Origin of the sequence: Nocardia shimofusensis NBRC 100134, assembly GCF_001613125.1 — a bacterium.
GTDB lineage: Bacteria > Actinomycetota > Actinomycetes > Mycobacteriales > Mycobacteriaceae > Nocardia > Nocardia shimofusensis.
Genome location: NZ_BDBT01000002.1, coordinates 133,004 through 156,992, shown reverse-complemented (window position 1 = coordinate 156,992; position 23,989 = coordinate 133,004). Strand labels below are relative to the sequence as shown.

Annotated in this window: 27 protein-coding genes; 10 read left to right on the top strand and 17 right to left on the bottom strand. The window is 69.0% G+C overall.

The window, feature by feature from the left end:
* Positions 1-25 precede the first annotated feature (25 nt).
* From NS3_RS29720 to rpmB, 8 genes are all read right to left on the bottom strand, one after another.
* Complete coding sequence (locus NS3_RS29720; RefSeq protein ID WP_218018183.1) at positions 26-3,286, bottom strand: DHA2 family efflux MFS transporter permease subunit; 3,261 nt, start codon at positions 3,284-3,286, stop codon at positions 26-28.
* A 38-nt stretch (positions 3,287-3,324) separates the two neighbouring features.
* Positions 3,325-3,966, bottom strand: a complete 642-nt coding sequence (locus NS3_RS02975) for an adenylate kinase family protein (protein WP_067853560.1) — start codon at positions 3,964-3,966, stop codon at positions 3,325-3,327.
* Between the two features lie 25 nt (positions 3,967-3,991).
* Positions 3,992-4,987: an AvrD family protein gene (locus NS3_RS02970; protein ID WP_067853094.1), complete on the bottom strand. Its 996-nt coding sequence runs from the start codon at positions 4,985-4,987 to the stop codon at positions 3,992-3,994.
* A gap of 36 nt (positions 4,988-5,023) precedes the next feature.
* Complete coding sequence (locus tag NS3_RS02965) at positions 5,024-5,998, bottom strand: beta-ketoacyl-ACP synthase III (RefSeq protein ID WP_281204737.1); 975 nt, start codon at positions 5,996-5,998, stop codon at positions 5,024-5,026.
* Between the two features lie 404 nt (positions 5,999-6,402).
* Positions 6,403-6,657 (bottom strand): 30S ribosomal protein S18, encoded by a 255-nt coding sequence (rpsR, locus tag NS3_RS02960; RefSeq protein WP_011211513.1) that lies wholly within the window; start codon positions 6,655-6,657, stop codon positions 6,403-6,405.
* Between the two features lie 30 nt (positions 6,658-6,687).
* Positions 6,688-6,993 carry a 30S ribosomal protein S14 gene (rpsN, locus tag NS3_RS02955; protein ID WP_067853090.1) on the bottom strand — a complete coding sequence of 102 codons (306 nt, stop codon included), beginning with the start codon at positions 6,991-6,993 and terminating at the stop codon, positions 6,688-6,690.
* Positions 6,994-7,074: 81 nt separating this feature from the next.
* Positions 7,075-7,245, bottom strand: a complete 171-nt coding sequence (gene rpmG / locus NS3_RS02950) for a 50S ribosomal protein L33 (RefSeq protein ID WP_011211511.1) — start codon at positions 7,243-7,245, stop codon at positions 7,075-7,077.
* Between the two features lie 11 nt (positions 7,246-7,256).
* Positions 7,257-7,493 carry a 50S ribosomal protein L28 gene (gene rpmB / locus NS3_RS02945; protein ID WP_067853087.1) on the bottom strand — a complete coding sequence of 79 codons (237 nt, stop codon included), beginning with the start codon at positions 7,491-7,493 and terminating at the stop codon, positions 7,257-7,259.
* A 105-nt stretch (positions 7,494-7,598) separates the two neighbouring features.
* Between rpmB and mrf the strand changes: the two genes are divergently transcribed.
* Genes mrf through rpmF form a run of 3 tightly spaced genes read left to right on the top strand, consistent with a single transcriptional unit; the run spans position 7,599 to position 9,419 of the window.
* Positions 7,599-8,981 (top strand): ribosome hibernation factor-recruiting GTPase MRF, encoded by a 1,383-nt coding sequence (gene mrf / locus NS3_RS02940; RefSeq protein WP_373865274.1) that lies wholly within the window; start codon positions 7,599-7,601, stop codon positions 8,979-8,981.
* Complete coding sequence (locus NS3_RS02935; protein ID WP_067853084.1) at positions 8,978-9,244, top strand: type B 50S ribosomal protein L31; 267 nt, start codon at positions 8,978-8,980, stop codon at positions 9,242-9,244. The genes mrf and NS3_RS02935 overlap by 4 nt, the downstream gene beginning before the upstream one ends.
* 1 nt (position 9,245) lies before the next feature.
* Positions 9,246-9,419, top strand: coding sequence for a 50S ribosomal protein L32 (gene rpmF, locus NS3_RS02930; RefSeq protein ID WP_067853082.1), 174 nt, complete (start codon positions 9,246-9,248; stop codon positions 9,417-9,419).
* A gap of 402 nt (positions 9,420-9,821) precedes the next feature.
* Here the strand turns inward: rpmF and NS3_RS02925 are convergent, their stop codons facing one another.
* The 6 genes from NS3_RS02925 to NS3_RS02900 are packed head-to-tail and all read right to left on the bottom strand — an operon-like array spanning position 9,822 to position 15,337.
* Entirely contained in the window at positions 9,822-10,244 is a 423-nt protein-coding gene (locus NS3_RS02925) for a hypothetical protein (protein WP_067853080.1), read from the bottom strand.
* 45 nt (positions 10,245-10,289) lie between these two features.
* Positions 10,290-11,111 (bottom strand): MHYT domain-containing protein, encoded by an 822-nt coding sequence (locus tag NS3_RS02920; RefSeq protein ID WP_067853077.1) that lies wholly within the window; start codon positions 11,109-11,111, stop codon positions 10,290-10,292.
* Between the two features lie 13 nt (positions 11,112-11,124).
* Complete coding sequence (locus NS3_RS02915) at positions 11,125-11,757, bottom strand: GTP-binding protein (protein ID WP_174375436.1); 633 nt, start codon at positions 11,755-11,757, stop codon at positions 11,125-11,127.
* Positions 11,738-12,112: a DUF742 domain-containing protein gene (locus NS3_RS02910; protein WP_051027397.1), complete on the bottom strand. Its 375-nt coding sequence runs from the start codon at positions 12,110-12,112 to the stop codon at positions 11,738-11,740. The genes NS3_RS02915 and NS3_RS02910 overlap by 20 nt, the downstream gene beginning before the upstream one ends.
* Positions 12,113-12,119: 7 nt before the next feature.
* Positions 12,120-12,530, bottom strand: coding sequence for a roadblock/LC7 domain-containing protein (locus tag NS3_RS02905; RefSeq protein WP_067853074.1), 411 nt, complete (start codon positions 12,528-12,530; stop codon positions 12,120-12,122).
* On the bottom strand, positions 12,527-15,337 hold the full coding sequence (locus NS3_RS02900; protein ID WP_245649444.1) for a sensor histidine kinase: 2,811 nt from the start codon (positions 15,335-15,337) through the stop codon (positions 12,527-12,529). Before NS3_RS02900 ends, NS3_RS02905 begins: the two co-directional genes overlap by 4 nt.
* Positions 15,338-15,775: 438 nt before the next feature.
* Between NS3_RS02900 and NS3_RS02895 the strand changes: the two genes are divergently transcribed.
* From NS3_RS02895 to NS3_RS02865, 7 genes are all read left to right on the top strand, one after another.
* The gene (locus tag NS3_RS02895) at positions 15,776-16,462 is read left to right on the top strand and encodes a response regulator transcription factor (RefSeq protein ID WP_067853068.1); all 687 of its coding nucleotides are present in this window, start codon (positions 15,776-15,778) and stop codon (positions 16,460-16,462) included.
* 12 nt (positions 16,463-16,474) lie between these two features.
* Positions 16,475-17,944 carry a HAMP domain-containing sensor histidine kinase gene (locus NS3_RS02890; RefSeq protein WP_157101135.1) on the top strand — a complete coding sequence of 490 codons (1,470 nt, stop codon included), beginning with the start codon at positions 16,475-16,477 and terminating at the stop codon, positions 17,942-17,944.
* Between the two features lie 168 nt (positions 17,945-18,112).
* Complete coding sequence (locus tag NS3_RS02885; protein ID WP_084494992.1) at positions 18,113-19,459, top strand: S1C family serine protease; 1,347 nt, start codon at positions 18,113-18,115, stop codon at positions 19,457-19,459.
* 107 nt (positions 19,460-19,566) lie between these two features.
* Positions 19,567-20,058, top strand: a complete 492-nt coding sequence (locus NS3_RS02880; RefSeq protein ID WP_245649453.1) for a MogA/MoaB family molybdenum cofactor biosynthesis protein — start codon at positions 19,567-19,569, stop codon at positions 20,056-20,058.
* Positions 20,055-20,243 carry a hypothetical protein gene (locus NS3_RS02875; protein ID WP_067853063.1) on the top strand — a complete coding sequence of 63 codons (189 nt, stop codon included), beginning with the start codon at positions 20,055-20,057 and terminating at the stop codon, positions 20,241-20,243. Before NS3_RS02880 ends, NS3_RS02875 begins: the two co-directional genes overlap by 4 nt.
* A 509-nt stretch (positions 20,244-20,752) precedes the next feature.
* A complete protein-coding gene (locus NS3_RS02870; RefSeq protein ID WP_067853060.1) occupies positions 20,753-21,427 on the top strand; it encodes an MspA family porin in 675 nt (224 codons plus the stop codon).
* A 68-nt stretch (positions 21,428-21,495) separates the two neighbouring features.
* Positions 21,496-22,173, top strand: coding sequence for an MspA family porin (locus NS3_RS02865; RefSeq protein WP_067853054.1), 678 nt, complete (start codon positions 21,496-21,498; stop codon positions 22,171-22,173).
* Between the two features lie 77 nt (positions 22,174-22,250).
* On the opposite strand, the gene mscL is transcribed toward NS3_RS02865, so the two are convergent.
* The 3 genes from mscL to NS3_RS28225 all read right to left on the bottom strand — a co-directional run bounded on the left by mscL (position 22,251) and on the right by NS3_RS28225 (position 23,937).
* Positions 22,251-22,658, bottom strand: a complete 408-nt coding sequence (gene mscL / locus NS3_RS02860) for a large conductance mechanosensitive channel protein MscL (RefSeq protein ID WP_067853051.1) — start codon at positions 22,656-22,658, stop codon at positions 22,251-22,253.
* Between the two features lie 113 nt (positions 22,659-22,771).
* Complete coding sequence (locus NS3_RS02855) at positions 22,772-23,416, bottom strand: SAF domain-containing protein (protein WP_067853048.1); 645 nt, start codon at positions 23,414-23,416, stop codon at positions 22,772-22,774.
* Positions 23,417-23,604: 188 nt separating this feature from the next.
* Entirely contained in the window at positions 23,605-23,937 is a 333-nt protein-coding gene (locus NS3_RS28225; protein WP_084494991.1) for an FmdB family zinc ribbon protein, read from the bottom strand.
* Positions 23,938-23,989 lie beyond the last annotated feature (52 nt).

Below are 23,989 nucleotides of genomic sequence, written 5' to 3'. Positions count from 1 at the left end.
TCCTTGTGCGAACCTGTGGCCCGGCTCAGTCCGTCGTGGTGGCGCCCGCGCCGTCGGCGCCCGTGGCCGTTGCGCCGGCACCCGTCGAGGCGGCGCGCGACGAGCCGCGGTCTGCCGTGCTCTTCGCCTCGGACGTGGTCTTCGAGCCGGACGCGGTGCTCTTGGCGCCGGACGCGGTGCTCTTCGTGGTCGACGCCGTGCCCCTGCCCCCGGACGTGGTGCCCTTCGTGCCGGCCGCCGCACTTCGAGCGCCGGTGGTCGTGCCCTTATCACCGGACGCGGCGGCCTTCTTCGCCGCGGTATTCCTGGCCGTCCCGGTCGTGGTCCGCTTGGCGGGCTGTCTGGCCGCCTTCGCCGGTTGCGCGGCCGCTTTCGCGGGCTGCTCGGCGGCCCGGGTGGCCTGTGCGGCGGGCGCTTTCGCGGCGCCGCGTGTGCGCTTGCGGGCGGTCGTTCGTTTCGTGGCGGTCTGCTCTGTCGCGGATGTTTCGGCCTCCGCGTCCGCCGTGGCAGCCGAGGAGGTCGAGGTCGTGGAACCGGAGGCGCCGGTGTCGGCAGAGATTGCCGCGGAGGTCGCGGTGGGGGAGGTCGCGGTGGCAGAGGTCGCGGTGGCGGAGGTTGCGCTCGCGGAGGTCGCGGCGGACGAGGTCGCGGCCGCGCGCCGTCCGCTGGCGTGCCTCGGCGTCGCGGCCGTGATCTCCGACCCCGCGGCGCGGTGCTTACCGCCCGCCGCGCTGTTCGTCCGAGTCCGGGCCGTGGCGCGCCGACCGGTCGTGGACGAGGTGTCCGAAGTGGATCCGGTCGTGGTCTCGACGGCGGTGCCTGCCTCGGTGGCCGCCGCGGAGCTTGTGCTGTCGAGCTCGGAGGCCGGGACAGCGGGGCTCTCGGTAGCGGTGGCTGTCGCTTTCTCGCCGATAGCCGGGGCATCGCCGGCGGGCGCGGCCGTGGTCGGCGATGCCGGCTGAGCCGCTCGCGCCGCGGTGGCGATCGCCTTCGGGTCGGTCAGGCGGTGCTTGCCCGCCGCCTCGCGCCGTTCGGCGTCGGAGAGGGCAGCGGCACTGCGCGTGGTGACATCGCCGGGGCGGTCGGTCTCGGCGCGGTCGGTCTCGGCGAGGGCGTCGCTCGTGCGGGCCGAACGTCGTGCGGTGGCCTCGGTGAAGCGGCCCGAGACGGGCGAGCGTGGAACGGCACCGACCGTGAGCGCGCTGTCCTTCGCGGAATCGAGGCCCTTCGCGGAATCGAGCCCCACCGTAGCGTTGTCGGCCGTAGCTTTTTCGGCCGTGGCGACCCGGGCGGAATCGGATGCGCGCGTACCGCGATCGCCTGCCGAAGCGGACGGCGCGACCGGCCGGTCCACGGCGGTGCTCCGGCGGGCGGTCGAGGAGCCGCGCCGCGAGGCGGCGGCGTCGGCCGGGCGGCCGACGGGTGTCGTGCGGATCGTGGCGTCATCGCTGTCCGGCGTCGCTGTCGCCCGCTGCCTGCCGGTCGCGGCGTCCGCCCGCGTTTGCGTGGAGCGCGCTGTGGCTTTGCTCCGCCGGGCGCCGCCCGCGGGCGCTGCGGGGGCCTTGGCGAGGGTCGCCGAGACGGTGCGTCCGGCGCCGTCCGCCTCTTGGGCATCGGCTTTCGCCTGGGCGATGATCTGCGCCGCCCGCTGTGCGGCGAGTTCGCTCGGACGGTCGGCGGGCCGTTCGGCGCCGGCGCCGGAGTCGCCTGCGCCGTCGGCGGGTATGCCGGGACTGTCCAGCGCGGCCTCGTCGAGGTCGTCCGGGCGCATCGTGAACAGCGCGATGGCGCCCGAGATCGCCGCGAGCGCCGCGACCAGCAGCATGGTGGTGTGCAGGCCGTCGACGAAGGCGGCCTCGGCCGCGGAGCGCACCACGTCGGTCGCCGCGGCGGGCAGGCCCTCCAGCACCGCCGCGGGGCCGCCTGCCGCGACCGCATCGCCCGCGGTGGCGGCCTGATCGTCGAAAACCTGGCGCGCGGTGTCGGTCTCGGCGAACGCGCCGGAGACCTGGTTGTGGAAGAAGGCGCCGACCGCCGCGATGCCCACCGCCACACCGGCCTGCTGGAAGGTCTCGTTGATGCCCGAGGCCATTCCGGACTTGTCCGGCGTGGTGACGGCGATGGAGAACGCCGCGCGCGGCGGGTTGAACACGCCCATGCCGAGGCCGATCAGGATCATCGCGGGAATGAGCGCGGTCCATACCGACTCGGTGTCCACCAGCACGACCGCGGCCAGGCCCGCGGCGATGAGCAACTGCGAGATGCCGACCAGGACGCCGGGATGCACCTTGGTCACCAGAGTGCCCGCGCCCGCCGCCGCGACGAACAGCAGCAGGGTCAGCGGCAGGAAGCGCAGACCGCTGGCGAACGCCGAATGCCCGAGCATATTCTGCACGTAGGCGATCAGCAGGAACAGCGCGGGCATCACGGTGAGCGCGCACAGCGCGGTGACCACCGACAGGCCGTTGAAGGTGCGGTTGCCGAACAGCGACAGATCGAACATCGCCTGGTCGGGCCTGGTGACCTGCAACCAGGTGAACCCGGCCAGCAGCGCCACCGCGAGCGCGAAGCAGCCCAGGACGATCCAGCTGGTCCAGCCGTCCGCCTCGCCGCGCATGAAGCCGAGCACCAGGAAGAACAGACCCGCGGAGAAGGCGATCATGCCCGGCCAGTCCACCGGCGGCGGTGTCTCGCTGCGGGATTCGCGCATCTTGAGATAGCCGATCGCCATCGCGGCGATGGTGACCGGCACGTTGATCAGGAAGATCCAGCGCCAGCCCGCCGACTCGGCCAGGCCGCCGCCGATCAGCGGACCGAAGGCGATGGCCAGGCCGGTGACGGCGCCGAACACGCCGAAGGCCATCCCCCGGTCCTTGCCGCGGAATTCGTGTCCGAGCAGGGCGGGTCCGACCGCGAAGAGGATCGCGCCGCCCAGGCCCTGGACGAACCGCGCCACGATCAGCACGTCGTCGCTGGGCGCGAGTCCGCAGGCCAGCGACGAGAGCACGAACACGACGAGGCCGACGTCGAACACCCGCTTGCGCCCGAGCCGGTCGGCCAGCGAGCCCGCGGCCAGCAGCACGGCCGCCAAGCCGAGCGCGTACGCGTCCAGGATCCATTGCAGCGCCGAGAAAGACGAGTCGAACGCCGCGCGGATGTCGGGCAGCGCGACGTTCACGACCGTCAGATCCAGCATCAACATGAAGGTCGCGAGCGCGACGACCACGAGGGTCCAGATCGCGCCCGGCGACCGCTGTGGTCCGGTCTCGGCACCGGCGGTGGCCATGTGGGAATCCCTTCGAAGTTCGACGCCGCGACGTGACGTCAGGCGGCGCGCAACGCGGCCGACACCGCGTCGCCGACCGGAATACGTTGCGGCAGCTGCCACATTCCGGTCACGTGGGTGACGATCTGCTCGAGCGATCCACCGACCACCAGATACGGCAGCGAGGACTGCTGCAGGGTGTCCAGCAGCAGCCGGTCGACGACGGTGCGCCGGGCATCGTCCGCTGTCGCCTCCGCGTCCTCGGGAAGGCGTAGATGGACGAATCCGTCGTAGGTCGTGGCCGCGTGCCGCGCGACGATGCGGTGGTGCGCGAGCAGATAGCGTTCTTCGAAGATACGGTACGGCAGGTCCAACGGAGACAGCGCCCAGTGCCGTAATCGCTTGGTGCGCCTCGTGGCTTCGGCCACGGCCCATTCGTGCAGTACCGAGCCGTCGGAGAGGAAACTGCCGGGAATCCTGGCCTCACCGTCGACGCGCTGCTCGAAACCGCGCACCGCCGCGTCCACGGTCTCGGCCAGGCGCCGCGGCGTGCGCGGACGCACCAGACCGTCGGAGACGGAGGCGCAGTCGAGGCCGGTGGCCAGCGCCAGCGCGGTGCACACCGTGGCGCGGCCGGTGCCGGGCGCGCCCGTGACGGCGATCCGCAGGGGTGCGGGCTTGTCGGGGTTGTCGTCGGTCATCGCCGCATCATTCGTCATCTCCGCCTCAGTCGGGTAGCCGGTGGGCGAGCAGGCACGAGCCGGTCACGCCCTGGAATTCCTTGATCAACAGATCGGCGCTGCGCCAGCGCTGGCCGCCGCGGTCGATGATCGAGGCGCGCTTGATCTCCACGGTGCCGTCGAATTCCTCGGTCGACGGGCGCGGCGGCGCCTCGGAGAAGAACTCCAGCTTGCGCATCCACAGGGTGTCGCTGTTGGTGCGGTCCAGCGAATCCATCTGGTACAGCAGGATCTGGGAGAGCTGGGCGGCGCCGACGATGGCGTCGATCGGGGACACCGAATCCCAGTAGGCCGCTTCGGCGCCCACATAGCCGGCGTCGCCCTCGGCGCCCGGACGTACGGTCTGCCTGCCGGTGACACGGGTGGCCTCGGCGTCGACGGTCAGATCGGTGGCGCTGAGGCTGTGGTCCTTGACGCCGGTGAGGTAGTAGTGCGGGGCCGGGCCGAAGATGTCGGTGAGACTGTCGAAGCCGTCGACGCCCTCGAGTTCGGGGCCGCTGCCGGTGCCGACCGCGTGTACCAGCGTCAGCGTGCCCGCGAGGTTGCCCACTTGGAACTTGAAGGTGGTCTCCGCGCTGTCACCGTCCTCGGCGAGAGCGGTGACCTGGGCTTCCACGGGTATGTGGTCGAGGTCTTCGTGTGGGGCCGCGCCCGCCCGGACCGCGCCGTGACGGACCCAGGTGCGGGCCGACTGCTCGGGGGTGAGGCCGCGGGCGCGAGTCACCGCCGCGTCGCAGAGTGTCGCGGCGAGCATGACCGTGTCCACGCTGCTCACGTGCGGGACGAGTTCCCGATGTTTTTTGGTCGACCAGGCCGCCGGATATTCCAGCCGGGCCACCGCGGAATGGCGTGTGCCTGGCCGGACGGAATTTCCGAGGCGCAGGGCGGCCAGTTCCGGTCCGACCTTTCGGTAACCTTCCCCGAAATATCGGGTGGCGCGGGGCCCGAGGGGTTCGTCGTAGCTGGAGAAGATAACACTCATACGTACAACCTTTGAACAGCGAAAATAATCCGGTATTCAGGCGACGCGAGGCAGCTCGAAAACTTGTCCCGCGTACGACAGACCCGCTCCGAAGGAAACCTGGAGCGCGAGCTGACCCGGCTTGGCCCGACCCGAGGAGATCAGGTCGTCGATCGCCAGCGGCAGCGCTGCCGCGGACGTGTTTCCGGTGTGGCGTACATCGTCGGCGACCACCACCGACTCTTCGCGCCAGCCCAGTTTGCGGACGACGCCGTCGATGATCCGCAGATTCGCCTGGTGCGGGATGAAGACCTCGACCTCGTCGAGACCGATCTCGCCGGCGATAGCGATCCGCTCGACGATCTGCGGCACTGCGCCGGTGGCCCAACGGAATACCTCGGTGCCCTCCATCCGCAGCATCGGTGTCGCGGTGGTGGCCGGTGCGGCGCGCAGCGTCTCCCAGGTCGGCTCCTGGCGGATCAACCGGGCGTACGAACCGTCGCTGCCCCAAACGGTTTTGCGGATATGGCCGTTCTCGGTCGGGCCGATCAGCACCGCGCCCGCGCCGTCACCGAAGATCGGCGCGACCCCGCGGTCGTCGGGATCGACCACGTGGCTGAGCTTTTCGGCGCCGATGACCAGGACGTTGCCCGCCTGACCGGAGTTGATCAGCGCGGTGGCCTGCCCCACGCCGTGCGCCAGGCCGGAGCAACCCGCCGAAATGTCGAATGCCGCCGGGCCGGCGCATCCGAGTTCGGAGGCGATGATCGGCGCGGCGGCGGGAGTCTGGTTCATATGGGTGGAGGTGGCGAGCAGGACGACGTCGACCTCGCGCGCGGATACGCCCGCGGCGCTCAGCGCGCTGTCGGCGGCGTGCACCGACATCGATATCACCGTCTCCTCAGGACCGGCGAAACGACGTTCACTGATTCCGGTGCGGGTGAGGATCCATTGTTCGTCGACCCCGAGGTGGGCGGCGAGTTCCGAATTGGATATAATTCGGTGAGGACGATACGATCCGATCATGAGCATTCCGGCTCGCTGGACTGTCATATCTCGTCTTGCAGCCTTTTCTCGCAGCGTCGTCATATACTCACCCCCCTGAGTGTTTATGAAGTGAATCACTTGTGAATCAACCTAGCACCGGGGTGAAGTGCTGGTATCAGATCACACGGCTATAACACGTGCATAACAGGTGACAGTGATGAAGGTCACGTTTTTTGATGCGGCATTGACATAACCGAAGCTACTGATCAGTTCGCAATTTTGCGAACGATATCGTTCGTAAGGGCTGGAGGTGTGTGGAAAGCGAACGAATCTGTTCGCCGTGGCCGATGAGGGCTGTGATCGTGCTGGTCAGACGCGTTTCGATCGAGAAATGACGAGGGCGGGCCCGATCTATCGATCGGGCCCGCCCACGGATCAGGGGGCTTGCGTCAGCGACTGGTGAACGGCAGCAGCGCCATCTCGCGGGCGTTCTTCACCGCGACCGCGACCTGCCGCTGCTGCTGCGGGGTCAGGCCGGTGACGCGCCTGCTGCGGATCTTGCCGCGGTCGGAGATGAAGGTACGCAACAGATTCACGTCCTTGTAGTCCACCGTCTCGATCCCCGCGGCGATGAGTGGGTTCTTCTTGGGGCGGCGGGCCTGCTCCGCACGGACCTTCTTCGACGGTGCTCGCTTGACTGCCATATCAGGATTCCTTCTGCGGTATCGGTGGTTCTACCAGCTCGACTTGTGCACACCGGGAAGTTCTCCGCGGTGGGCCATTTCGCGCACGCGCACACGGGAGAGACCGAACTTGCGGAGGTGACCGCGCGGTCGTCCGTCCGCGGCGTCCCGATTGCGCAATCTTACCGGACTGGCATCGCGCGGCAGTCGCTGCAGGGCCGCCTGCGCGGCTGCCCGGTCGGCGTCCGGGGTGCTGGGGCGGCGGATCAATTCCTTCAGTTCCGCACGGCGCTCGGCGTACCGGGCGACGATCTGCTCGCGCTGCTGGTTGCGGGCGATCTTGGACTTCTTTGCCACTAGTGCTCCTCGCGGAAGGCTGTCTCGGACTGCTGGACCATCAGCGCTCCTCGCGGAAAGCTGTTTCAAGCTGCTGGACCATCAGCGCTCCTCGCGGAAGTCGACGTGCTTGCGTACGACCGGATCGTATTTGCGCAACACCATGCGGTCCGGATCGTTGCGCCTGTTCTTGCGGGTGACGTAGGTGTAGCCCGTGCCCGCTGTGGATTTCAGCTTGACGATGGGGCGTAGTTCGGTGGATTTCGATGCCACTTCGGCGCTCCTCAGATCTTCTCGCCGCGGGCGCGCAGGCGTGCGACCACGGCCTCGATCCCGTCGCGGTCGATGGTCTTGATGCCCTTGGCGGACACGGTCAGCGTGACGCGCCTGCCTTCGCTGGGCAGGAAGTAGGTCTTGCGCTGGATGTTGGGATCCCAGCGCCGGCTGGTCCGTACGTGTGAGTGCGAGACGGACTTGCCGAAGCCGGGCTTGCGTCCGGTGACCTGGCAGTGGGCGGACATGTCCGGGGTCTCCTCCGTTTGTTGGTAATCATTTTCGACAACGACCGTGGGGCACTGTACGCTGGCGGCGACCGAAATGACAATCGTTATCGAAAGGGGCTCCCGGTGCCGCTCGATTCCGCCCCGCAGATCGGCGATCCTGATCGCCGTACCCCGGTGTTGCTGCTCACGAGTCCGCCCGGCCGCGCCGAGGCCGCCGTGCGCCGGTTGGCTGCCACGCTGGGGCGAGCGGAAAGAACAGTCGTCGTCCGCCATGATCTGCGCGAACTGCGCGAAGGGGTCGTGCGCCGCACGCTGACCACCGAGGGCCGCGAGAGCCGCACGGTGCTAGAACTGGCGCACTGCTGTGTGTCCTGCACGCTGCGCGCCGATCTGCTCCCGCTGCTGTGCACACTCTCCGCCCGCGATTCGGTGGATCGGATCGTGCTCGCTCTCGATCCGGCCTTCGAGGCCGAAGCGATCTGCGGCGCCATCGCCGACACGGTGGTGACCGGAGTGCACGGGCGTGTGGACGGGCCCGCCGCCCGCAATGTGCGTGTCGAGGCCGTGCTCGCCTGCCTGGACGGTGAGCGCTGGCTCGCGGACGCCACCGGCGACGAGACCGTCGCCGAGCGTGGATCGGCGGCCGCGGACGACGGCGAACGCACCGTCGTCGACGACGACGAACGCACCGTCGCCCAACTGTCCGTCGGCGCCGTGGAATTCGCCGACGCGGTGCTCGTCGCCGAGCCTCCGGCGGACCCGCTCGAGCGCGGCCGTCTGACCGCGGTGCTGGACAGGCTGGCACCCACGGCGCCGGTCGTCTGGCTCGACGGACCGGACTCTGCGGACGATGTGCTCAGCGGTGATCTGCTCAGCGGTGATCTGCTCGCGCGCATTCCGGGAGATGCCCGTCGCGGCCGCGTCTTCGACGCGCACGCTCCGCTGCTGCGCGGTCAGCCCCCGTTGACCCCCGAGCACGGCGTCACGATCGTGGAGTTCTCCGCGCGCAGGCCCTTTCATCCGGCGCGCCTGCACGAGGCTCTCGATGTCCTGCTCGACGGTGTGATCTGCGCGCGCGGCAGGGTGTGGCTGGCCACCCAGCCCGAGGAGGTGGTGTGGCTGGAGTCCGCGGGCGGGGGGCTGCGCGTCGGCGGCGCGGGTATGTGGCTGGCCGCCATGAGCGCCGAGGACTACGCCGCGGCCGATCCGACCCGGCGGGCGATGGCCGCGATCGGCTGGGACGAGCGATTCGGCGATCGGCACATCGAACTGGTGGTGCTGACCTGCGACGCCGACCCGGACGAGATCCGGACCGCGCTGCACTGGGCGCTGGTCGACGACGACGAAATGCGCATGGTGGAGCGCGCGCCGGAACGGGTGGCGCGGTGGGAGGACCCCTTCGGTGAATGGCACGTCGACCCGTGCGAGGACCTGGGCGAACAGGTCGACGATGCCAACCGCGGCAATATTCCAGGGCCGAAAGGCCGGACAGGAGAAGTGCAGTGAAATCAGGAATCCATCCCGAGTATCGGCCTGTGGTGTTCGAGGACTCCAGCACGGGCAAGCGGTTCCTCACCCGTTCCACCGCGACCGCGCAGCGGACCGTGACATGGACCGACGGGAACACCTACCCGCTCATCGTCGTGGACGTGACCTCGGATTCGCATCCGTTCTGGACCGGATCGCAGCGGCTGCTCGACACACAGGGCCGGGTGGAGAAGTTCGAACGCAAGTACGGCCGCCGGGTGCGCGCCGGGAAGGAGGGCTGAGATGGCGGTGCCGAAGCGCAGGATGTCGCGGTCGAATACCCGCAGTCGCCGGTCGCAGTGGAAGGCGAAGGCGCCGGAACTGGTCACGGTGACGGTGGCGGGTGTGACCCATCGTGTGCCGCGCAGGCTGGTGGCGGCGGTGCGGCGGGGGTTGATCGACCCGGAACGGCTCTGAGATCGCCGGAATCGCCGGGTTTTCGATGAGGGGGAGCGGGGTGGGTTCGCCGGAACCCACCCCGCTCGCATGTCTGCGGCGCGGGGACCGAGGCGCGCGGCAAACGGATGGCAACGGCGAGGTGATGAGGCATCGGCCGAAACACTTCGCATGCGCTTGCCCCGAGATAGCCGATGATCGAAAGATGCTCGCGCCGAAACTCTTTCGAAGAAGAAATTCTCGGTGAACGGCTGCTTTCCTCGGCGCAACGGAGTACATTCATCCATCGAGGGCGGGTTCTCCTGTTCTGGAGAACCCGCTCATCGCCAAACTTCTGGCGATCTTCCGGGATTCCCGGAAGAACTCCCGGTCGACCCGGCTCATTGCCGGATGATCTCCTGCTCCGGCGAATTCCCGTTCCGGTCAGCGTGACCCATCGCGCTCGCCCGGCCGACACGGCAGACTCAGCTGTTCGGAAGCGGGCGGCCGTTCGGCCAGCAGCGCTTCCAGCCGGGCCAGCTGAGCCACGATCAGCTCCACCGGACCCTCGATCAGCGACAGCGGCCACGGCAGGCTCTTGCCCTGCGAGCGCTGCACCTGATCGGCGAGATCGGCCGCACCGGCCTCCAATTCGCTGATCTCGGTCCGCAGCTCGGCGATCTGCGCGCGCAATTCGGCGGTTTCCGCGGTCAGGTCCTCGATCCGGCGCAGTGCCGCCGCCAGCCCGTCCACCAGTGAGCGGGCCCTGCCCTCGGCGTCGACGCCGAGCTGCGGCCAGCCGGCCAGGCTGGGCCCGCGCAATTGAACCTGGATGTCGCGCAGCACGGCGTCCTGCTCCGGCGTCACATCGGTTCCTCTCTCCTGGCAGGGCTGACGGTAGCGCACGAGATCCTAGAAGCGGGGGGTGCCGATCACCATCGTCTCGCCCGCGTCGAAGGCCCCCGACGGTCCGGTGCCGGGCGTGGCGGTGGACGCGGGGGTGGGCGCGGTCCGCAGGCGCCGGTCCGGCGCCACCAGTACCGCGGTGATCGGCACCGCGAGCGAGAGCATGCCGAGCACGAACATCGGGACCAGGAAGCCGAACAGGTCGTCGCCGGGCGGGCGGGCGATGCTCTCGTCGAGTTCGATCGCCATCCCGGCCAGACGCACGTAGTGCATGCCCAGCGTGCCCACCGCGAACAGCACCGCGGCGGCGATCAGCACCCGGATCGGCGTGCGCCGCAGGATGAACCACAGGGTGGCAGTGGCGATGCCGATCGCGATCACCGCGGCCACCAGCACCGCCCACCACGCGGTGCGCACCGACCCGCGGACATGGACGCCGTTCATCGCCACGTACATCATCCCCGTGGTGCCCAGGCCCATGATCAGACCGGCGGCGGCCAGGCGCGGCAGGTCGGCCTGCATCCCGAGCACCAGCAGCGCGGCGAGCACGGCGACCACCGCGATCACGCCCGCCGTGACCAGCCGGGTGGATTCGTAGCGGATCAGGCCGTCGTCGGTGGGGGCCACGCCGAGCATCGAGATGAAGACCGCCAGCCAGGTGCCGACACCGCCCAGACAGACCGCCGCCGCGACCTGCCAGACCAGCCGGAATTTCTGGGTCACCGAATGTGTCGACTGCCGCACGCAGATCAAGCCGACCAGGGCGCCGACCGTGGAGACCAGCGCCGCCAGGCCGAGGACCCAATAGCCCATGGAGAAATAGCTCACCGCGACAGCACCCTCACGCCTGTCCGACCGGCTGTTCCCGCTGCTGCGCGGCCAGACGCTGGATCGCGTACTCGGTCACCGCCGCCAGCGACTGGCGTACTTCCATCGCATTGCGCGCGTCGATGTCGACGATCGGCACGATCGGGCGCACCGAGAGCGCTTCGCGCAGTTCGGCTACCGGGAAGCGCGGGGCATCGGGGAACCGGTTGACCGCCACCAGGAACGGCAGGCCGCGGGCCTCGAAGAAGTCGACCGCCGCGAAGCTGTCCTCGATTCGCCGGGTGTCGACCAGCACCACCGCGCCGATGGCGCCGCGGATCAAGTCGTCCCACATGAACCAGAACCGGCGCTGGCCCGGGGTGCCGAACAGATACAGCGTCAAGTTGCCCGGCAGCATGATGCGACCGAAATCCATCGCGACCGTGGTGGTCTCTTTGCCGGGGGTCGCGGCGAGGTCGTCGATGCCGTCGGAGAACCCCGTCACCATCGCCTCGGTGCGCAACGGCACGATCTCCGAGACGGCGCCGACGAAGGTGGTCTTGCCCGCGCCGAAACCACCCGCGACGACGATCTTGGTCGAGGCGGTGCGGTTGTCCTGCGGCGCCGTGCCGCCGAACGGCGTGGGGTTATAGGGCGCGGAGTCCACGCAATGTCCTCTCCATCAGGGACAGGCGCTCGTCATAGCTCGCCTGGTCACTCAGGGTCCAATGCACACGCAACGTTCCAGCGACGACGAGATCTCCGATCACGACGCGCACCAGACCCAGCGGACGCTGAAGTTTGGCGGTGATCTCGGCGACCGACAGACGCGCGGTGCCCAGCCTGACGATATCGGTGCGAATATCGCCGACCGGCCATTCGAGATGGGCAGTGTAGGAGATGGTCTCGATGACCGCCTCCAGGGGAAGGTCGACCGCGGGTTCGGTTCGGCCCGAGGTCAACGCGTATGGGCGGACTCGGGTAGGCGGTATACCCGGCCCCCCGCCGGATGGGGTGGACATGCCACTCTCAGACGGCGCTGCGCGCGGTCGCCTGGACCACCGAGCCGACCCGGTCGACGAGCAGCGCCATCTCGTAACCGATCCGTCCGATGTCGTGGGTCTTGTTGGCCAGCACCGCCAGGTGCGAACCGTTGCCGACCGTCATCACCAGCAGGTACCCGCGCTGCATGTCCACGATGGACTGCATCACCTTGCCGCCGTTGAACAGCTGGGCCGCGCCGGCGGACAGGCTCGCCAGACCGGCGGTCACCGCGGCCAACTGCTCGGCACGATCGGCGGGCAGGTGCGGACTGGTCGCCTGGAGCAGGCCGTCGGCGGAAACCAGCACCGCGTGGGTGACCCCGGGCACGTCCCTGGTGAAGCGGGTGACCAGCCAGTTCAGGTTCTCGTCCGTTGTGGTGCTTGGTTTCTCGGTCACTCGAGCCCTCCGTCGTTGTACTGGGCGTCGGCCCGCCCACTGCGGACCCCGCTGAGATGCCTGGTCAAACTGTTGCGGATCTCTTCCGGATCGCGCGCGTTCGATTCGTTGGCCGGTGCGAGACCGCCCGGCACGAGTTGGGCGCCGGGGCGGCGGATCGGCAGCCCGCCGTTGGTCCGGCCGGACACCGTGGGCTTGCTGGCCTCGGCCGCCGCGGCCCAGCCGGTGTCGCCCGGCGCGGACCACTCGCCGCCGCCCGCGCCGTCGTCCTTGTCGTCCTCGGCCTCCGAGCCCGAGGAAGCGGGCTCCACCAGCCACTCCGACACCATGCGCTGGTAGATCGGCGTCGGCGATTCGGTGGTGACCGGACGCAATCCGGTCGAGGTGGTCTGCGAGGCCGTGCTCGGTGCGGGCACGTCCTGCTCGTGCCGGGGGATCGGAACCTGCTGCGGCACCGGGTCGCCGGGGACGTAGACGTCGGTGACGTACGGATCGCCCTGGTAGGCCTCGAAGGGACGCGCCGACGAGCTGGAGTAGACCTCCGTCGGATGCGAGTCGGCGGTGCCGCGCGACCCGGAGGACTGCGCGCCGGTCGGCGCGGGCTCGAAGGTCTCGGTCGCGTAGGACTGCGAGGAGTAGCTCGGCGAGGTATAGCCCTGCGAGGAGTAGGAGTCCTGAGCCTGTGCCTCCGACGGGAAGGAATCGGGGGCGGGGGTATCGGCGTAGCTCTCCGGTTCGGCCCACATGTCGACCTTCGGCGGCTCCTCGGTGAAGCCGCCGGACGCGGGGCGGTCGCCACCGCGATCGGGGCCGGGCGCCACCCGGATGGCCGGGCGGCGCTGCGGCAGGCCGCTCCCGGTGCCGCCGCGCGGACCCGGCTCCGCGGGCGAACCGTGCTCGGCCGAGGCCGGGCTGGGCACCGGCTGCAGGATCCGCGGCGCCGGCGAGCCGGGCAGGTCGTAGGAGGAGGTCTGCTCGGACTTCGAGGGAGTCGGGGAGAGCAGTTCCTTCGGGTGCTTGTCGTTCGGCGGCAGCGCGGTGACCAGCGATCCGGGCAGGTGCACGCTGGCGGTGATGCCGGGCTGCTGGGTCATCGCCGAGGTGCGGCGCAGGTTGACGGTGATGTTGTGGCGCTTGGCCAGTCGGCCCACCACGAACAGACCCATGCGGCGCGCGGTTTCGACGGTGACCTCACCACCGGAGGCGAGGTGGCTGTTGACGGTCTGCAGATCCTCGGCCGACATGCCCAGGCCGCGGTCCATGATCTCGATGAGGTAGCCGCCGTCGACCGAACGGGCCACCGACACCGCCACCGAAGTGGTGGGCGGCGAGTAGCGCAGCGCGTTGTCGATCAGCTCGGCGAGCAGGTGCTCGATGTCGACGGCGGGCTCGCCGGGCACCACGCCGTCGGGCGCGGCGCCGATCTCGACACGCTGGTAGTCCTCGACCTGCGAGACCGCGCTCCAGAGCATGTCCGACAGCGGCACCGGCGGCAGATGGCCGCGGCGCAGCGCGGTACCCGCCAGGACCAGCAGGTTGTCGCCGTTGCGGCGCATGCGGGTGGCGAGGTGGTCGAGGCGGAACAGGCTCTGCAGCCGACCCGAATCGTCCTCGTCGTGCTCGAGTTCCTCGATGAGCGAGAGCTGCTGCTCCACGAGGGACTGGCTGCGCCGGGAGAGGGTCTCGAACATGCTGCCGATCTGCAGGCGCAGACGGGCCTGTTCGGCGGCCAGGTGGAGCGCGGCGCCGTGGATGTCGTCGACGGCTCGGGCGAGCTGGCCGATCTCCTCGGTGGTGTGCACCTCGACGCGGGTCGGTTCCGGGGTGGCGCCGCCGGAGCGCACCACCTCGAGCTCGTTGGGCAGGTCGACGTGGGCGACTTGCAGTGCGCCGTGGCGCAGGCGGCGAATCGGCACCACCAGCGAGCGGGCGACCGCGAGGGCGAGCGCGAGGCCGGCCAGCAGGGTCGTGACCACGATCGCGATATCGCGCAGCACCACGCCGCGCAGTTCGGCGGTCCGATCCGCCAGCGAGCGGTCGACCAGGTCGAGCAGCGTTCCGGTGGCCTCGGTGTAGGCCGCCGTGCTGCGGCGCAACGAGTCGTAGACGACCTCGTTGTCCGACAGGCTGCCGGTGTTCTGGCCGAGCGCGCCGATACGGGTCTGCACCGCCTCGAGCAGGACGTCGGCGTTGGTCGCCGACTCCGGGCTCAGGTAGGCGTAGACGTTGATGAGCACCATCTCCGCGCCGAGCATCGTCAGGATGTTCGCCCGGCTCGCCGGGTTGGCGTCGGCGAAGGCCACCATGATGTGTTCCTGCGTCAGCAGGCGGCGCTTGTTGGCGATCAGGCCCAGCTGCAGGAAGTACCGCTGGATCGTGACCTCTTCCAGCGAGTTCGACACCGCGGTGGCGGCGATGATCCGGTCGCCGACCTGACCGACCTGTTCGGCGATCGTCACCGGCGAGCTGCCGCGCAGGCCGTTGCGCATGACCCGGCCCGCGGCGATGGCCGCGGAGAGCTCCTCGGTGACGTTGTCGGCCTCGACCGAGCGCAGGGCCGTCTCCAGGTCGGCGGCGGCCTGGTCGAACTTCGCCGCCGCCTCGTCGGTGGCGGGATCAGGATTGCGCGCCGGATCGGCGGTGACCGCGGCGATCGCCAATTGCTCGGCCGATGCGCCGAATTCGAGCATCGGGCGCACCAGCTGAGCCTGACCGGTCGCCGCGTCGAGCTGGGAGATCAGTGAGAGCTCGTCGTTGATGCGCAACGCCGCGAAGGTCGATGCGAGCACCACCGGCAGCAGTAGCACGATCCCGACCTTGCGGGTGACTGGCCAGTTCGACAAGCTGAATTGCCGGGAACGCGGTGTTGCATCCATCCGCTTCCGTCGCCTCCACTCCGCGCGGGTTCCCCGGGATGGTCAGCGGCTGTTCAGCATAAGTCTCGGAACCAACCCGTTGAGAACCAACTCGAGGTCTTGTTTTTACCGCAGGGAACATACCGTGCCTGACTTGTAACGGCAATCCGGGGCATGCGGCTCGATTATTCTCTAATATGCCCGCCGCTAACGGCTTTCGCAGCGAAACGAGGAGACCTCCTCGAGCGCGCGTCCGGGTCTCGCGCGGGTTTGCCGCGAAAGTCGCTGGTCATCCCGTCCGGACCGGCGTGTCGGTCGCGGAACCGGCTCGGCGGCGTGTCGCACGGCCCCTCTCAGTCGGCTCTCAGTCGGTACGGTCAGACTGGTCTCATGCGGATTCTGGTAGTCGACGACGATCGCGCCGTCCGGGAATCGCTGCGCCGGTCGTTGACCTTCAACGGCTACACCGTCGACCTCGCCGTGGACGGGATCGACGCCCTGGAGAAAGCCGCCGCGCAGCGCCCCGACGCGCTGGTGCTGGACGTGATGATGCCGCGCCTGGACGGGCTGGAAGTTTGCCGGAGATTGCGTAGTACCGGGGACGATCTTCCGATTCTGGTTTTGACGGCGCGGGATTCGGTTTCCGAAAGGGTAGCGGGGCTGGACGCGGGCGCCGACGATTATCTGCCCAAACCTTTCGCGCTCGAGGAATTGCTGGCACGTTTGCGGGCGCTGCTGCGCCGCCGTGCCGCAGATCCCGGGGAGATCTCGGAGGCAATGCACTTCGCCGATCTCTCGTTGGATCCGGTGACTCGCGAAGTGTCGCGCGCGGACCGCTCGATCAGCCTCACCCGCACCGAGTTCTCCTTGCTGGAGATGCTGATGGCCAACCCCCGCCGGGTGCTCACCCGCAGCCGCATCCTGGAGGAGGTGTGGGGCTACGACTTCCCCACCTCCGGCAACGCGCTCGAGGTCTACATCGGCTATCTGCGCCGCAAGACCGAGGCCGAGGGCGAGGCGCGGCTGATCCACACCGTGCGCGGTGTCGGCTACGTGCTGCGCGAGACGCCGCCGTAGGGCGCCGCGATCATGGCACGCAGCAATCCGAGACGCCCAGCCCTCGCACCTGTCGGCCTGGCCGCCGCCGAGCCTGCCGCGATGCGTCCGCCGATGCCGCTGACCAGTTCGGTCTCGCTGCGCTGGCGGGTCACCCTGCTGGCAGCCTCGGTGGTGGCCATCGCGGTGGCGGTCACCTCGATCGCCGCCTACGCGATGGTGGCGCGCGCGCTCTACGCCGACGTCGACGAGGCGCTGCGGGCGCGCGCGGCCACCATGATCGACAACAACTTCGAGAGCCTCGGCTTCCAGTCGATCATCCTGGCCGGGCTGTACTCCAACGATGTCGGCGTCGCACTGATCTTCGCCGACCACAAGCCCTATATGCCGCCGCAGCAGACCATCCCGCCGGTGGGAGAACAGGAGCTGGCGGTGGCCGACGGCGAGCTGGCCACATCGCTGCGCACGGTCAGCAATCAGCGCGTGCTGGCCGTGCACACCAACTCCGGGGCCACCCTGGTGATCTCCCAGCGGCTCGAACCGACCAGGGAGGTGCTCGACCGGCTGGCCTGGCTGCTGTTCGTGGTCGGCGGCTGCGGCGTCGTGCTCGCGGCCGCGGCGGGCACCGCGGTCGGGCGGACCGGCCTGCGGCCCATCGCCCGGCTGACCGCCGCCACCGAACGCATCGCCCGCACCGATGACCTCACTCCTATCCCGGTCAGCGGGGACGACGAATTGGCCCGGTTGACCGAGAGTTTCAACACCATGCTGCGCGCGCTCGCCGAATCCAGGGACCGCCAGCGCAGACTCGTCGCCGACGCCGGTCACGAACTGCGTACGCCGCTGACCTCGTTGCGCACCAACATGGAGCTGCTCATCGCCGCGGGCCGCCCCGACGCGCCCACGCTGCCCGAGCAGGACATGGCCGATCTGCGCGCGGACGTCGTCGCCCAGATCGAGGAGCTGTCCACCCTGGTCGGCGACCTGGTCGACCTGGCGCGCGAGGACGCGCCGGAAACGGTCTACGACCGCGTCGATCTGGGCGAGGTGACCGAGCGGGCGCTGGAACGGGCCAGGCGTCGTCGCGCCGATGTCGAGTTCGTCGCCGAGCTGCGGCCATGGTTCGTCTACGGCCACGACTCCGCGCTCGAGCGCGCGATTCTCAATGTCCTCGACAATGCCGCGAAATGGAGTCCTGCGGGGGAGCAGGTGCGGGTGAGCATGCGCGAGACCGGGCGAGGGCTGCTGGAACTGAATGTCGACGACGCGGGGCCCGGCATCGCGCCCGAGGAACGTGAGCTGGTCTTCGAGCGGTTCTATCGCACCACCGCGTCGCGGTCGATGCCCGGTTCCGGGCTGGGACTGGCCATCGTCAAACAAGTGGTGACCAAGCACGGCGGCACCATCACCATCGAGAACTCCGAGCGCGGCGGCGCGTCCGTCCGGATCGTGCTGCCCGGCGAGGCGGGAACCCCGATGGGCGGAGCGGACCGGCCGGCATGAGCCGCTTCCTGGCGAGAAACGGCAGAGCATGGAACGGCACAGCGTCCAGCGTCGTTGTATGGAACAGCGGGAGACGGTCGATCTCGGAGAACTGCAAGCACGGTCTCAGTTCGCTTTAAGCCGTCGCGGCCAGGCTGGACGGTGGATGTGAGGAGAAACGAGTACGCCATGACGGAGGATTTCCAGGCCGGGGGCTCCCAGGCTCCCCACCAGACGCACCCGACCACGAGCCCGGGCGCGACCGAGCACATGGGCGCGCAGCCGGCCCCGGGGACGGCCCACCCCGGTCAGGGCGGCTTTCCGGGACAGGGTTACGGGCACTATCCGACCCAGCCGTTCTCCGGTCCGGTCCCCGGACCGGTCGGTTCGGCCGCTCACCCCGCCGCCCCGCAGCGTCCGTCCCGCCCGGCGCGCGCCGGCTTGATCGCGGGCGCGGTGGCACTGGCATTGGTCAGCGGTGGTGTCGGCGGTGCGGTCGGCGTGGTGGCGACCCGCGACGACGGCAGGGCGCCGGTGACCAACGCCCTGGACGTGCCCCGGCCGGACGTCAGCACCGTCGCCAACGCCCCCGCCGGTTCGACCCAGGCGGTCGCGCAGAAGGTGCTGCCCAGCGTGGTGATGATCGAGGTGGCCAGCAACCGCGCCGAGGGGGAGGGCTCCGGGGTCGTGCTGTCCTCCGACGGGCTGATCCTGACCAACAACCATGTCGCCTCCGGTGGCGGCACCGGCGCCACCATCGTGGTGCGCTTCTCCGACGGCACCAGCGCGCCCGCGCGCATCGTCGGCGCCGACCCGGTCTCCGATCTCGCGGTGATCAAGGTGGAGGGCCGCACCGATCTGACCCCGCTCGAGATGGGCGCCTCGGCCGGACTGCAGGTCGGCCAGCCGGTCATCGCCATCGGTTCCCCGCTCGGCCTGGCGGGCACGGTCACCACGGGCATCGTCTCGGCCCTCAACAGGCCGGTCTCCACCAGCGGCGAGGGCACCGACAATCCGAACGCGCCGCAGCCGGTCATCGACGCCATCCAAACCGACGCCGCGATCAATCCCGGCAATTCCGGCGGCGCCCTGGTCGACTACGAGGGCAGGCTGATCGGGATCAACACCGCCATCGCCACTCTCGGTTCGGGCGGGCTCGGCGGTCAGCAGAGCGGTTCGATCGGCCTCGGTTTCGCGATCCCGGTCGACCAGGCGCGCCGGGTGGCCCAGGAACTCATCGCCACCGGAGGGGCCACCTACGCGCAGATCGGCATCAAGTTGCGGCCGCAGGACAGCGTCGCCCTGGTGTTGGAGGCCACACCGGGTGGACCGGCGGCAGAAGCGGGTATACCGGCAGGCGCGGTCATCACGAAGCTCGACGATCGCACCATCGATTCGGGCGAGGCGCTCATCGCCGCCGTCCGGTCCAGGCAACCAGGAGACAAGGTGAAGGTCACCTATACCGACGACAAAGGCGGCAACCCCATCACGGTCGAGGTCACCCTCACCGCCGCACCCACCGAGGGCGCCCGATGACGGGCCCGCGCCGCGGTCGGCTGCGGATGATCGCGGTGGACGGCCTGAACCCGGAATTGTCCAGCGCCCCCGAGGACTTGCTCGACCCAGGCGCTACGGTGAGCACTATGGAAATCGATCCTGTGGCAGGTCGCGCACTCGTGGTTGTCGTCGATGATCGGACCGCCCACGGCGGCGTGGACTCTATCGGGCCGTTGGTCACCGAACTGTTGACCGAGGCGGGATTCCTGGTCGACGCCTCGGTGTCGGTGCAGGCCGACGAGGTGGAGATCCGTAACGCTCTCAACACCGCGGTGATCGGCGGCGTCGACTTGGTCGTCTCCGTGGGCGGCACCGGCATGTCGCCGCGGGATGTCACCCCCGAGGCCACCTCACAGGTGCTCGACCGGGAACTGCCGGGCATCTGCGAGGCGCTGCGCGCCTCCGGCCGGGTCGCCGGATCCCTGGATGCCGGCCTGTCCCGCGGGGTGGCCGGGATCTCCGGTTCGACGCTGGTGGTGAATCTGCCCGGCACCCGCGCGGCGGTGCGCGACGCGATGGCGACGCTGACCCCGCTGGCGGGCAAGGTGATCGGCGAGCTGTCCGGCTTGGCGGAATGAGCGCAGAGCACTCCGACGATCCCCGCCCGGCGCGCCGCCGGGCCGGGGATGCCGCGCGCCTGGCGCGCATCTTCGGCGACACACTGCCGGACACCACCGCGGACGAGCGCGACGACGATCCGCGCGAGCGAACCGAGTCCGGCGACGACTGGCTACGCTCCCAGGTGCCTCCGCACCACGGTTGACGCGTCCCGGCGAATGTCCTTCTTCCGCGCGATTTCTCGCCGACGGAACTCCCTCACCGCTTCTGGTATAAAGCTGTGATCTATCTCATCGTCGCTGGTCGTGGCGGTTGAGCTCTGCCCACCCCGATAGTTCACCGAGTAACTCCACGTACGTGTCGTACGCCTTCGCATACTGCATTTATGCACGTCAAGCGATATCGGCATGAGAGTGAAGGTGATTCAAGTCACATGCACCGGCTTTTTCTTCAGCCGTTGCCGACGCTTAACCCAGCGTTTAATCTTCCGCTCGGAACAACGTTCGAGATGCCGTATCCGCCGCCGAGAACTCGCTTTCTCCGGGGGCGGCGAGCGCTGTCCCAGGTGGCTTTTCGGCCCCGACCGTGTAGCGCCGAAATAACAGCCGGTTACGTACCGGCAACAAATAGGCGACAGACTGGGCTGGGCCTGTGAGGACCACTTGTCCGCCTCGATGGTCGAGGTCGGACTGTTAGAACCTGATGAGGGGAAGTATGAGCGAGAACCGCACCAACGGTCTGCGTCACGGCGCCCGCGCCGTGGGCGTCGGCGCGGCGGCGGCCGTTGCCATGGGCCTGCTTTCGACCGGCGCCGCCAACGCCGACACCTTCGTGCCGTTGCCGGACGGCGAGAAGATCGGACCGGGCGTCACCATCACCCGCACGGGTGAGAGTGCTCTGATTTCGCCGTCGATGGCGGCCAACGGCGCCGGGCGCGTCGTCTGGGTCTCCGGAAACGCGACCGCCGATGTCACCGTGACACCGGAGGGCGAAGCCGGCCCGAACAACGGCCCCACCGGCGACTCGGGCACCAACAACTCTTCGACCCACGGGATTTCCCAGCTGAACACCGGCTACATCGTCGGTTGCCAGGTCAGCATCGGTGATGATGCGGTCAGCCTCGGTATGTCGGGTTCCGTCAACCTGAGCGAGGGCGGCCTCGGTGGGTCCTTCGGTGTGAGCCTGGGCCCTGGCGAGGTGAAGTTCGTGCAGATCAACTACAAGAACATCGCCGAGCCCGGCGTCTACTCCGTCGAGTACCAGGACGTGGAGATCGAGATCCAGGGTTGCGCGGGCTACGCCCAGGCGCGCGCCTACACCGTCGTCGAGATCATCGGCGACCACTACTCGAAGACCACGCTCTACGGCATGCCGTTCAGCATCGGCTGACGCCGCCCGAGAAACACCGAAAAAACTTCTCGCGCAAGCGAATCGAACCCTCGAAGGGTATTGGATACATGATCAACCGTAAGAATGCGGCGCGGGCGGCCGGGGTCGGGGCTGCTGCCGCCATCACCATGGGCCTGCTCTCCACCGGCGCTGCCAACGCCGACACCTTCGTTCCCCTGCCCGGCGGCGAGATCGTCAAGACGCTCTCCGACGGCACTGTCGTGACCGTTCGCCTGGTCGGCGAGTCCGCGCTGATCAGTCCGTCCATGGGCTCCACTCCGGTGCACCGCAACGCGTGGGTCTCCGGTAGCGCCCAGGTCGAGATCAGTGGCGTCAGCGATGAGATCGGCGGCAAGATCAAGCCCGGGTACGTGGTGGGCTGCCAGGTCAATATCGCAGGCGGCGGTGTCGGCGGCGGCGTGGAGGGCACCGCGGACTGGAGCGGTGAGACGGTCACCGGCGGTGTCGGCGCGAACGGTGGTGGCGACCTCTCGCTCGGCCCAGGCCAGGCCCAGCAGTTCTACCTCCTCGACCTCGAGGAAGCCGACGACTTCGGCAGTGAGGACCACTCGGCCCGCAACGGTTTCAGCGGCAACAGTGGCTCGGTCACCTGGGCGGACTCGACCATCGGCCTGTCCGGCTGCGGCGGCTACGCGCAGGCGCGCGCCTTCGTCGACGTCGAGGTGGAGACCGAGAACGTCATCACCTCGGTGACCCTGTGGGGCCAGCCGTTCAGCCTCGGCTGATCCGGGCGACACCCCTCGAACGGGCCCGTCACCGCATGGTGGCGGGCCCGTTCGCTGTCCAGAACCCTTGCGCCGAATCAGAACTCGTGACGTCCGCCCGCGCTCTGTTGAGCCTGGGCGAGCAGGTCGCGGATCTGCACGAGCAGTTCGCTGTCGCTGAGCGGCTCCTCGGCGTCACCGCCGCGGCGCTTCTTCTGATGGATCGAGGGCAGCACCAGAACGAAATAGAGAATGGCCGCGATGAGGATGAAGTTGATCAGAGCGGTGATGATCGGACCGATCGCGACGAACGTTGCCGGGTTGTCGGCAACCAGCCGGAAACCGAGTCCGACTTCATTCGCGTCACCGAATACCGCCAGTAGCGGATTGATGATTCCATCGCTGAACGCGGTGACGATCGCCACGAAGGCGGTGCCGATGACCACGGCAACTGCCAGGTCGACGACATTTCCGCGAAGCAGAAAATCCTTGAAACCTTTGAGCATGCCGAGTTCTCCTCTTCGGGATGAATCCAACGGTCGTGCTCGGCGAAATCTATTTTCCGCCGTATCGGGATCGTAGTTCACGCTATCGGCAATCGACCGGCGAACTCGGCCGGTCAATGGAATACGACGGTCAGGGCGGTATGCAGCGATGCCGCCGCGACCGCGACGGCGTGCTCGGCGTCCATGGCGACGAGGACCACCGGTCCGCTGCGATCGCCTTCTCCGGATCCGGCGACCAGCACCACCGCGGCATCCGTCGCCAGCGTGCGCGCCCGCTCTTCGGCGCCCACCACGTCGACCCGGTCGCCTGCCCGCAGAATGCCCGCGACCGCCGTGTCGGCCAGCCGGATCGGCACGATTCTCGACTCCGCCGCGCCGGTGGCGACTTCGGCCAGCCGCGGACCGACGACCCGCAGATCGGTGAACACCTCCCCGGTGCGCATCGCGCTGGTGAGCGTCGCGCCGAGCAGATCGCCCGGATCGCGCACGGCGCCCGCCGGTAGGGAGCCCGCCGCACGCGGCGCCGCGGTCAGGTCGGCGGCGGTGAGGGAGGCGCCGGGCGGCAGATCACGGCTCGCGAGGACGACCGAAACACGGTTCGTATCCGGATCGCCGCGCACCAGCAGGACCGCGGCCGTCACGACGAGAGCGGCGGCAAGCACGCGGCGCGCGAGGGTGGCATCGATCCACGGTGGCCGGTTCCACCAGGCCGCTCGCAGGACGGAGCCACGGCCGAGATCGCTGAACATGCGGTTCATGCGGCGACGCTATCGCCGCGAATCGGCTTCGCGCACCGGCGGAACCGGCGGCTGGGGACAACTACGGGGTTGGGGATGAATTACCCGGATGATCGGCATGGCGCGGCAGTGGCGCGCGCACGGCGGCGCTCGATCGGCTGGTTGGGGCGGTCGCGCCGCCCAGCCGATCGAGGTCCGGGCAACGAAAGTCAGGCGACCGAGGTGCTCGTCGTACTCGACGCGGTGCTGGACGAGGAAGAACTCGATGACGAGGAGTTCGACGAAGAAGAACTCGACGACGAATCCGAGCTGCTGGACGAGGAGCCGCCGTCGGACTTGGCCGAATCGCCCGCGGGGACCGCGCCACCACGGCTGTCGGTGCGGTAGAAACCGCTGCCCTTGAAGACGATGCCGACCGAATTGAACAGCTTGCGCAGCTTCCCGGAGCACTGTTCACACACGGTCAGGGCATCGTCGGAGAACGACTGAACGATGTCGAACCGGTTGTCACACTCGGTGCACGCATACGAGTAAGTTGGCACAGCATCCTCCGCGAGTTTCCGTCGAGCTAGCACTCTACCGCCGACAGTGCCA

What these genes read in the sequence shown, in the direction of transcription:
- NS3_RS29720 (WP_218018183.1), bottom strand. Translation starts at nt 3,286, where the DNA reads ATGGCCACCGCCGGTGCCGAGACCGGACCACAGCGGTCGCCGGGCGCG.
- NS3_RS02975 (WP_067853560.1), bottom strand. Translation starts at nt 3,966, where the DNA reads ATGACCGACGACAACCCCGACAAGCCCGCACCCCTGCGGATCGCCGTC.
- NS3_RS02970 (WP_067853094.1), bottom strand. Translation starts at nt 4,987, where the DNA reads ATGAGTGTTATCTTCTCCAGCTACGACGAACCCCTCGGGCCCCGCGCC.
- NS3_RS02965 (WP_281204737.1), bottom strand. Translation starts at nt 5,998, where the DNA reads ATGCTCATGATCGGATCGTATCGTCCTCACCGAATTATATCCAATTCG.
- rpsR (WP_011211513.1), bottom strand. Translation starts at nt 6,657, where the DNA reads ATGGCAGTCAAGCGAGCACCGTCGAAGAAGGTCCGTGCGGAGCAGGCC.
- rpmB (WP_067853087.1), bottom strand. Translation starts at nt 7,493, where the DNA reads ATGTCCGCCCACTGCCAGGTCACCGGACGCAAGCCCGGCTTCGGCAAG.
- rpmF (WP_067853082.1), top strand. Translation starts at nt 9,246, where the DNA reads ATGGCGGTGCCGAAGCGCAGGATGTCGCGGTCGAATACCCGCAGTCGC.
- NS3_RS02910 (WP_051027397.1), bottom strand. Translation starts at nt 12,112, where the DNA reads ATGTCCACCCCATCCGGCGGGGGGCCGGGTATACCGCCTACCCGAGTC.
- NS3_RS02895 (WP_067853068.1), top strand. Translation starts at nt 15,776, where the DNA reads ATGCGGATTCTGGTAGTCGACGACGATCGCGCCGTCCGGGAATCGCTG.
- NS3_RS02890 (WP_157101135.1), top strand. Translation starts at nt 16,475, where the DNA reads ATGGCACGCAGCAATCCGAGACGCCCAGCCCTCGCACCTGTCGGCCTG.
- NS3_RS02885 (WP_084494992.1), top strand. Translation starts at nt 18,113, where the DNA reads ATGACGGAGGATTTCCAGGCCGGGGGCTCCCAGGCTCCCCACCAGACG.
- NS3_RS02880 (WP_245649453.1), top strand. Translation starts at nt 19,567, where the DNA reads ATGGAAATCGATCCTGTGGCAGGTCGCGCACTCGTGGTTGTCGTCGAT.
- NS3_RS02875 (WP_067853063.1), top strand. Translation starts at nt 20,055, where the DNA reads ATGAGCGCAGAGCACTCCGACGATCCCCGCCCGGCGCGCCGCCGGGCC.
- NS3_RS02870 (WP_067853060.1), top strand. Translation starts at nt 20,753, where the DNA reads ATGAGCGAGAACCGCACCAACGGTCTGCGTCACGGCGCCCGCGCCGTG.
- NS3_RS02865 (WP_067853054.1), top strand. Translation starts at nt 21,496, where the DNA reads ATGATCAACCGTAAGAATGCGGCGCGGGCGGCCGGGGTCGGGGCTGCT.
- mscL (WP_067853051.1), bottom strand. Translation starts at nt 22,658, where the DNA reads ATGCTCAAAGGTTTCAAGGATTTTCTGCTTCGCGGAAATGTCGTCGAC.
- NS3_RS02855 (WP_067853048.1), bottom strand. Translation starts at nt 23,416, where the DNA reads ATGAACCGCATGTTCAGCGATCTCGGCCGTGGCTCCGTCCTGCGAGCG.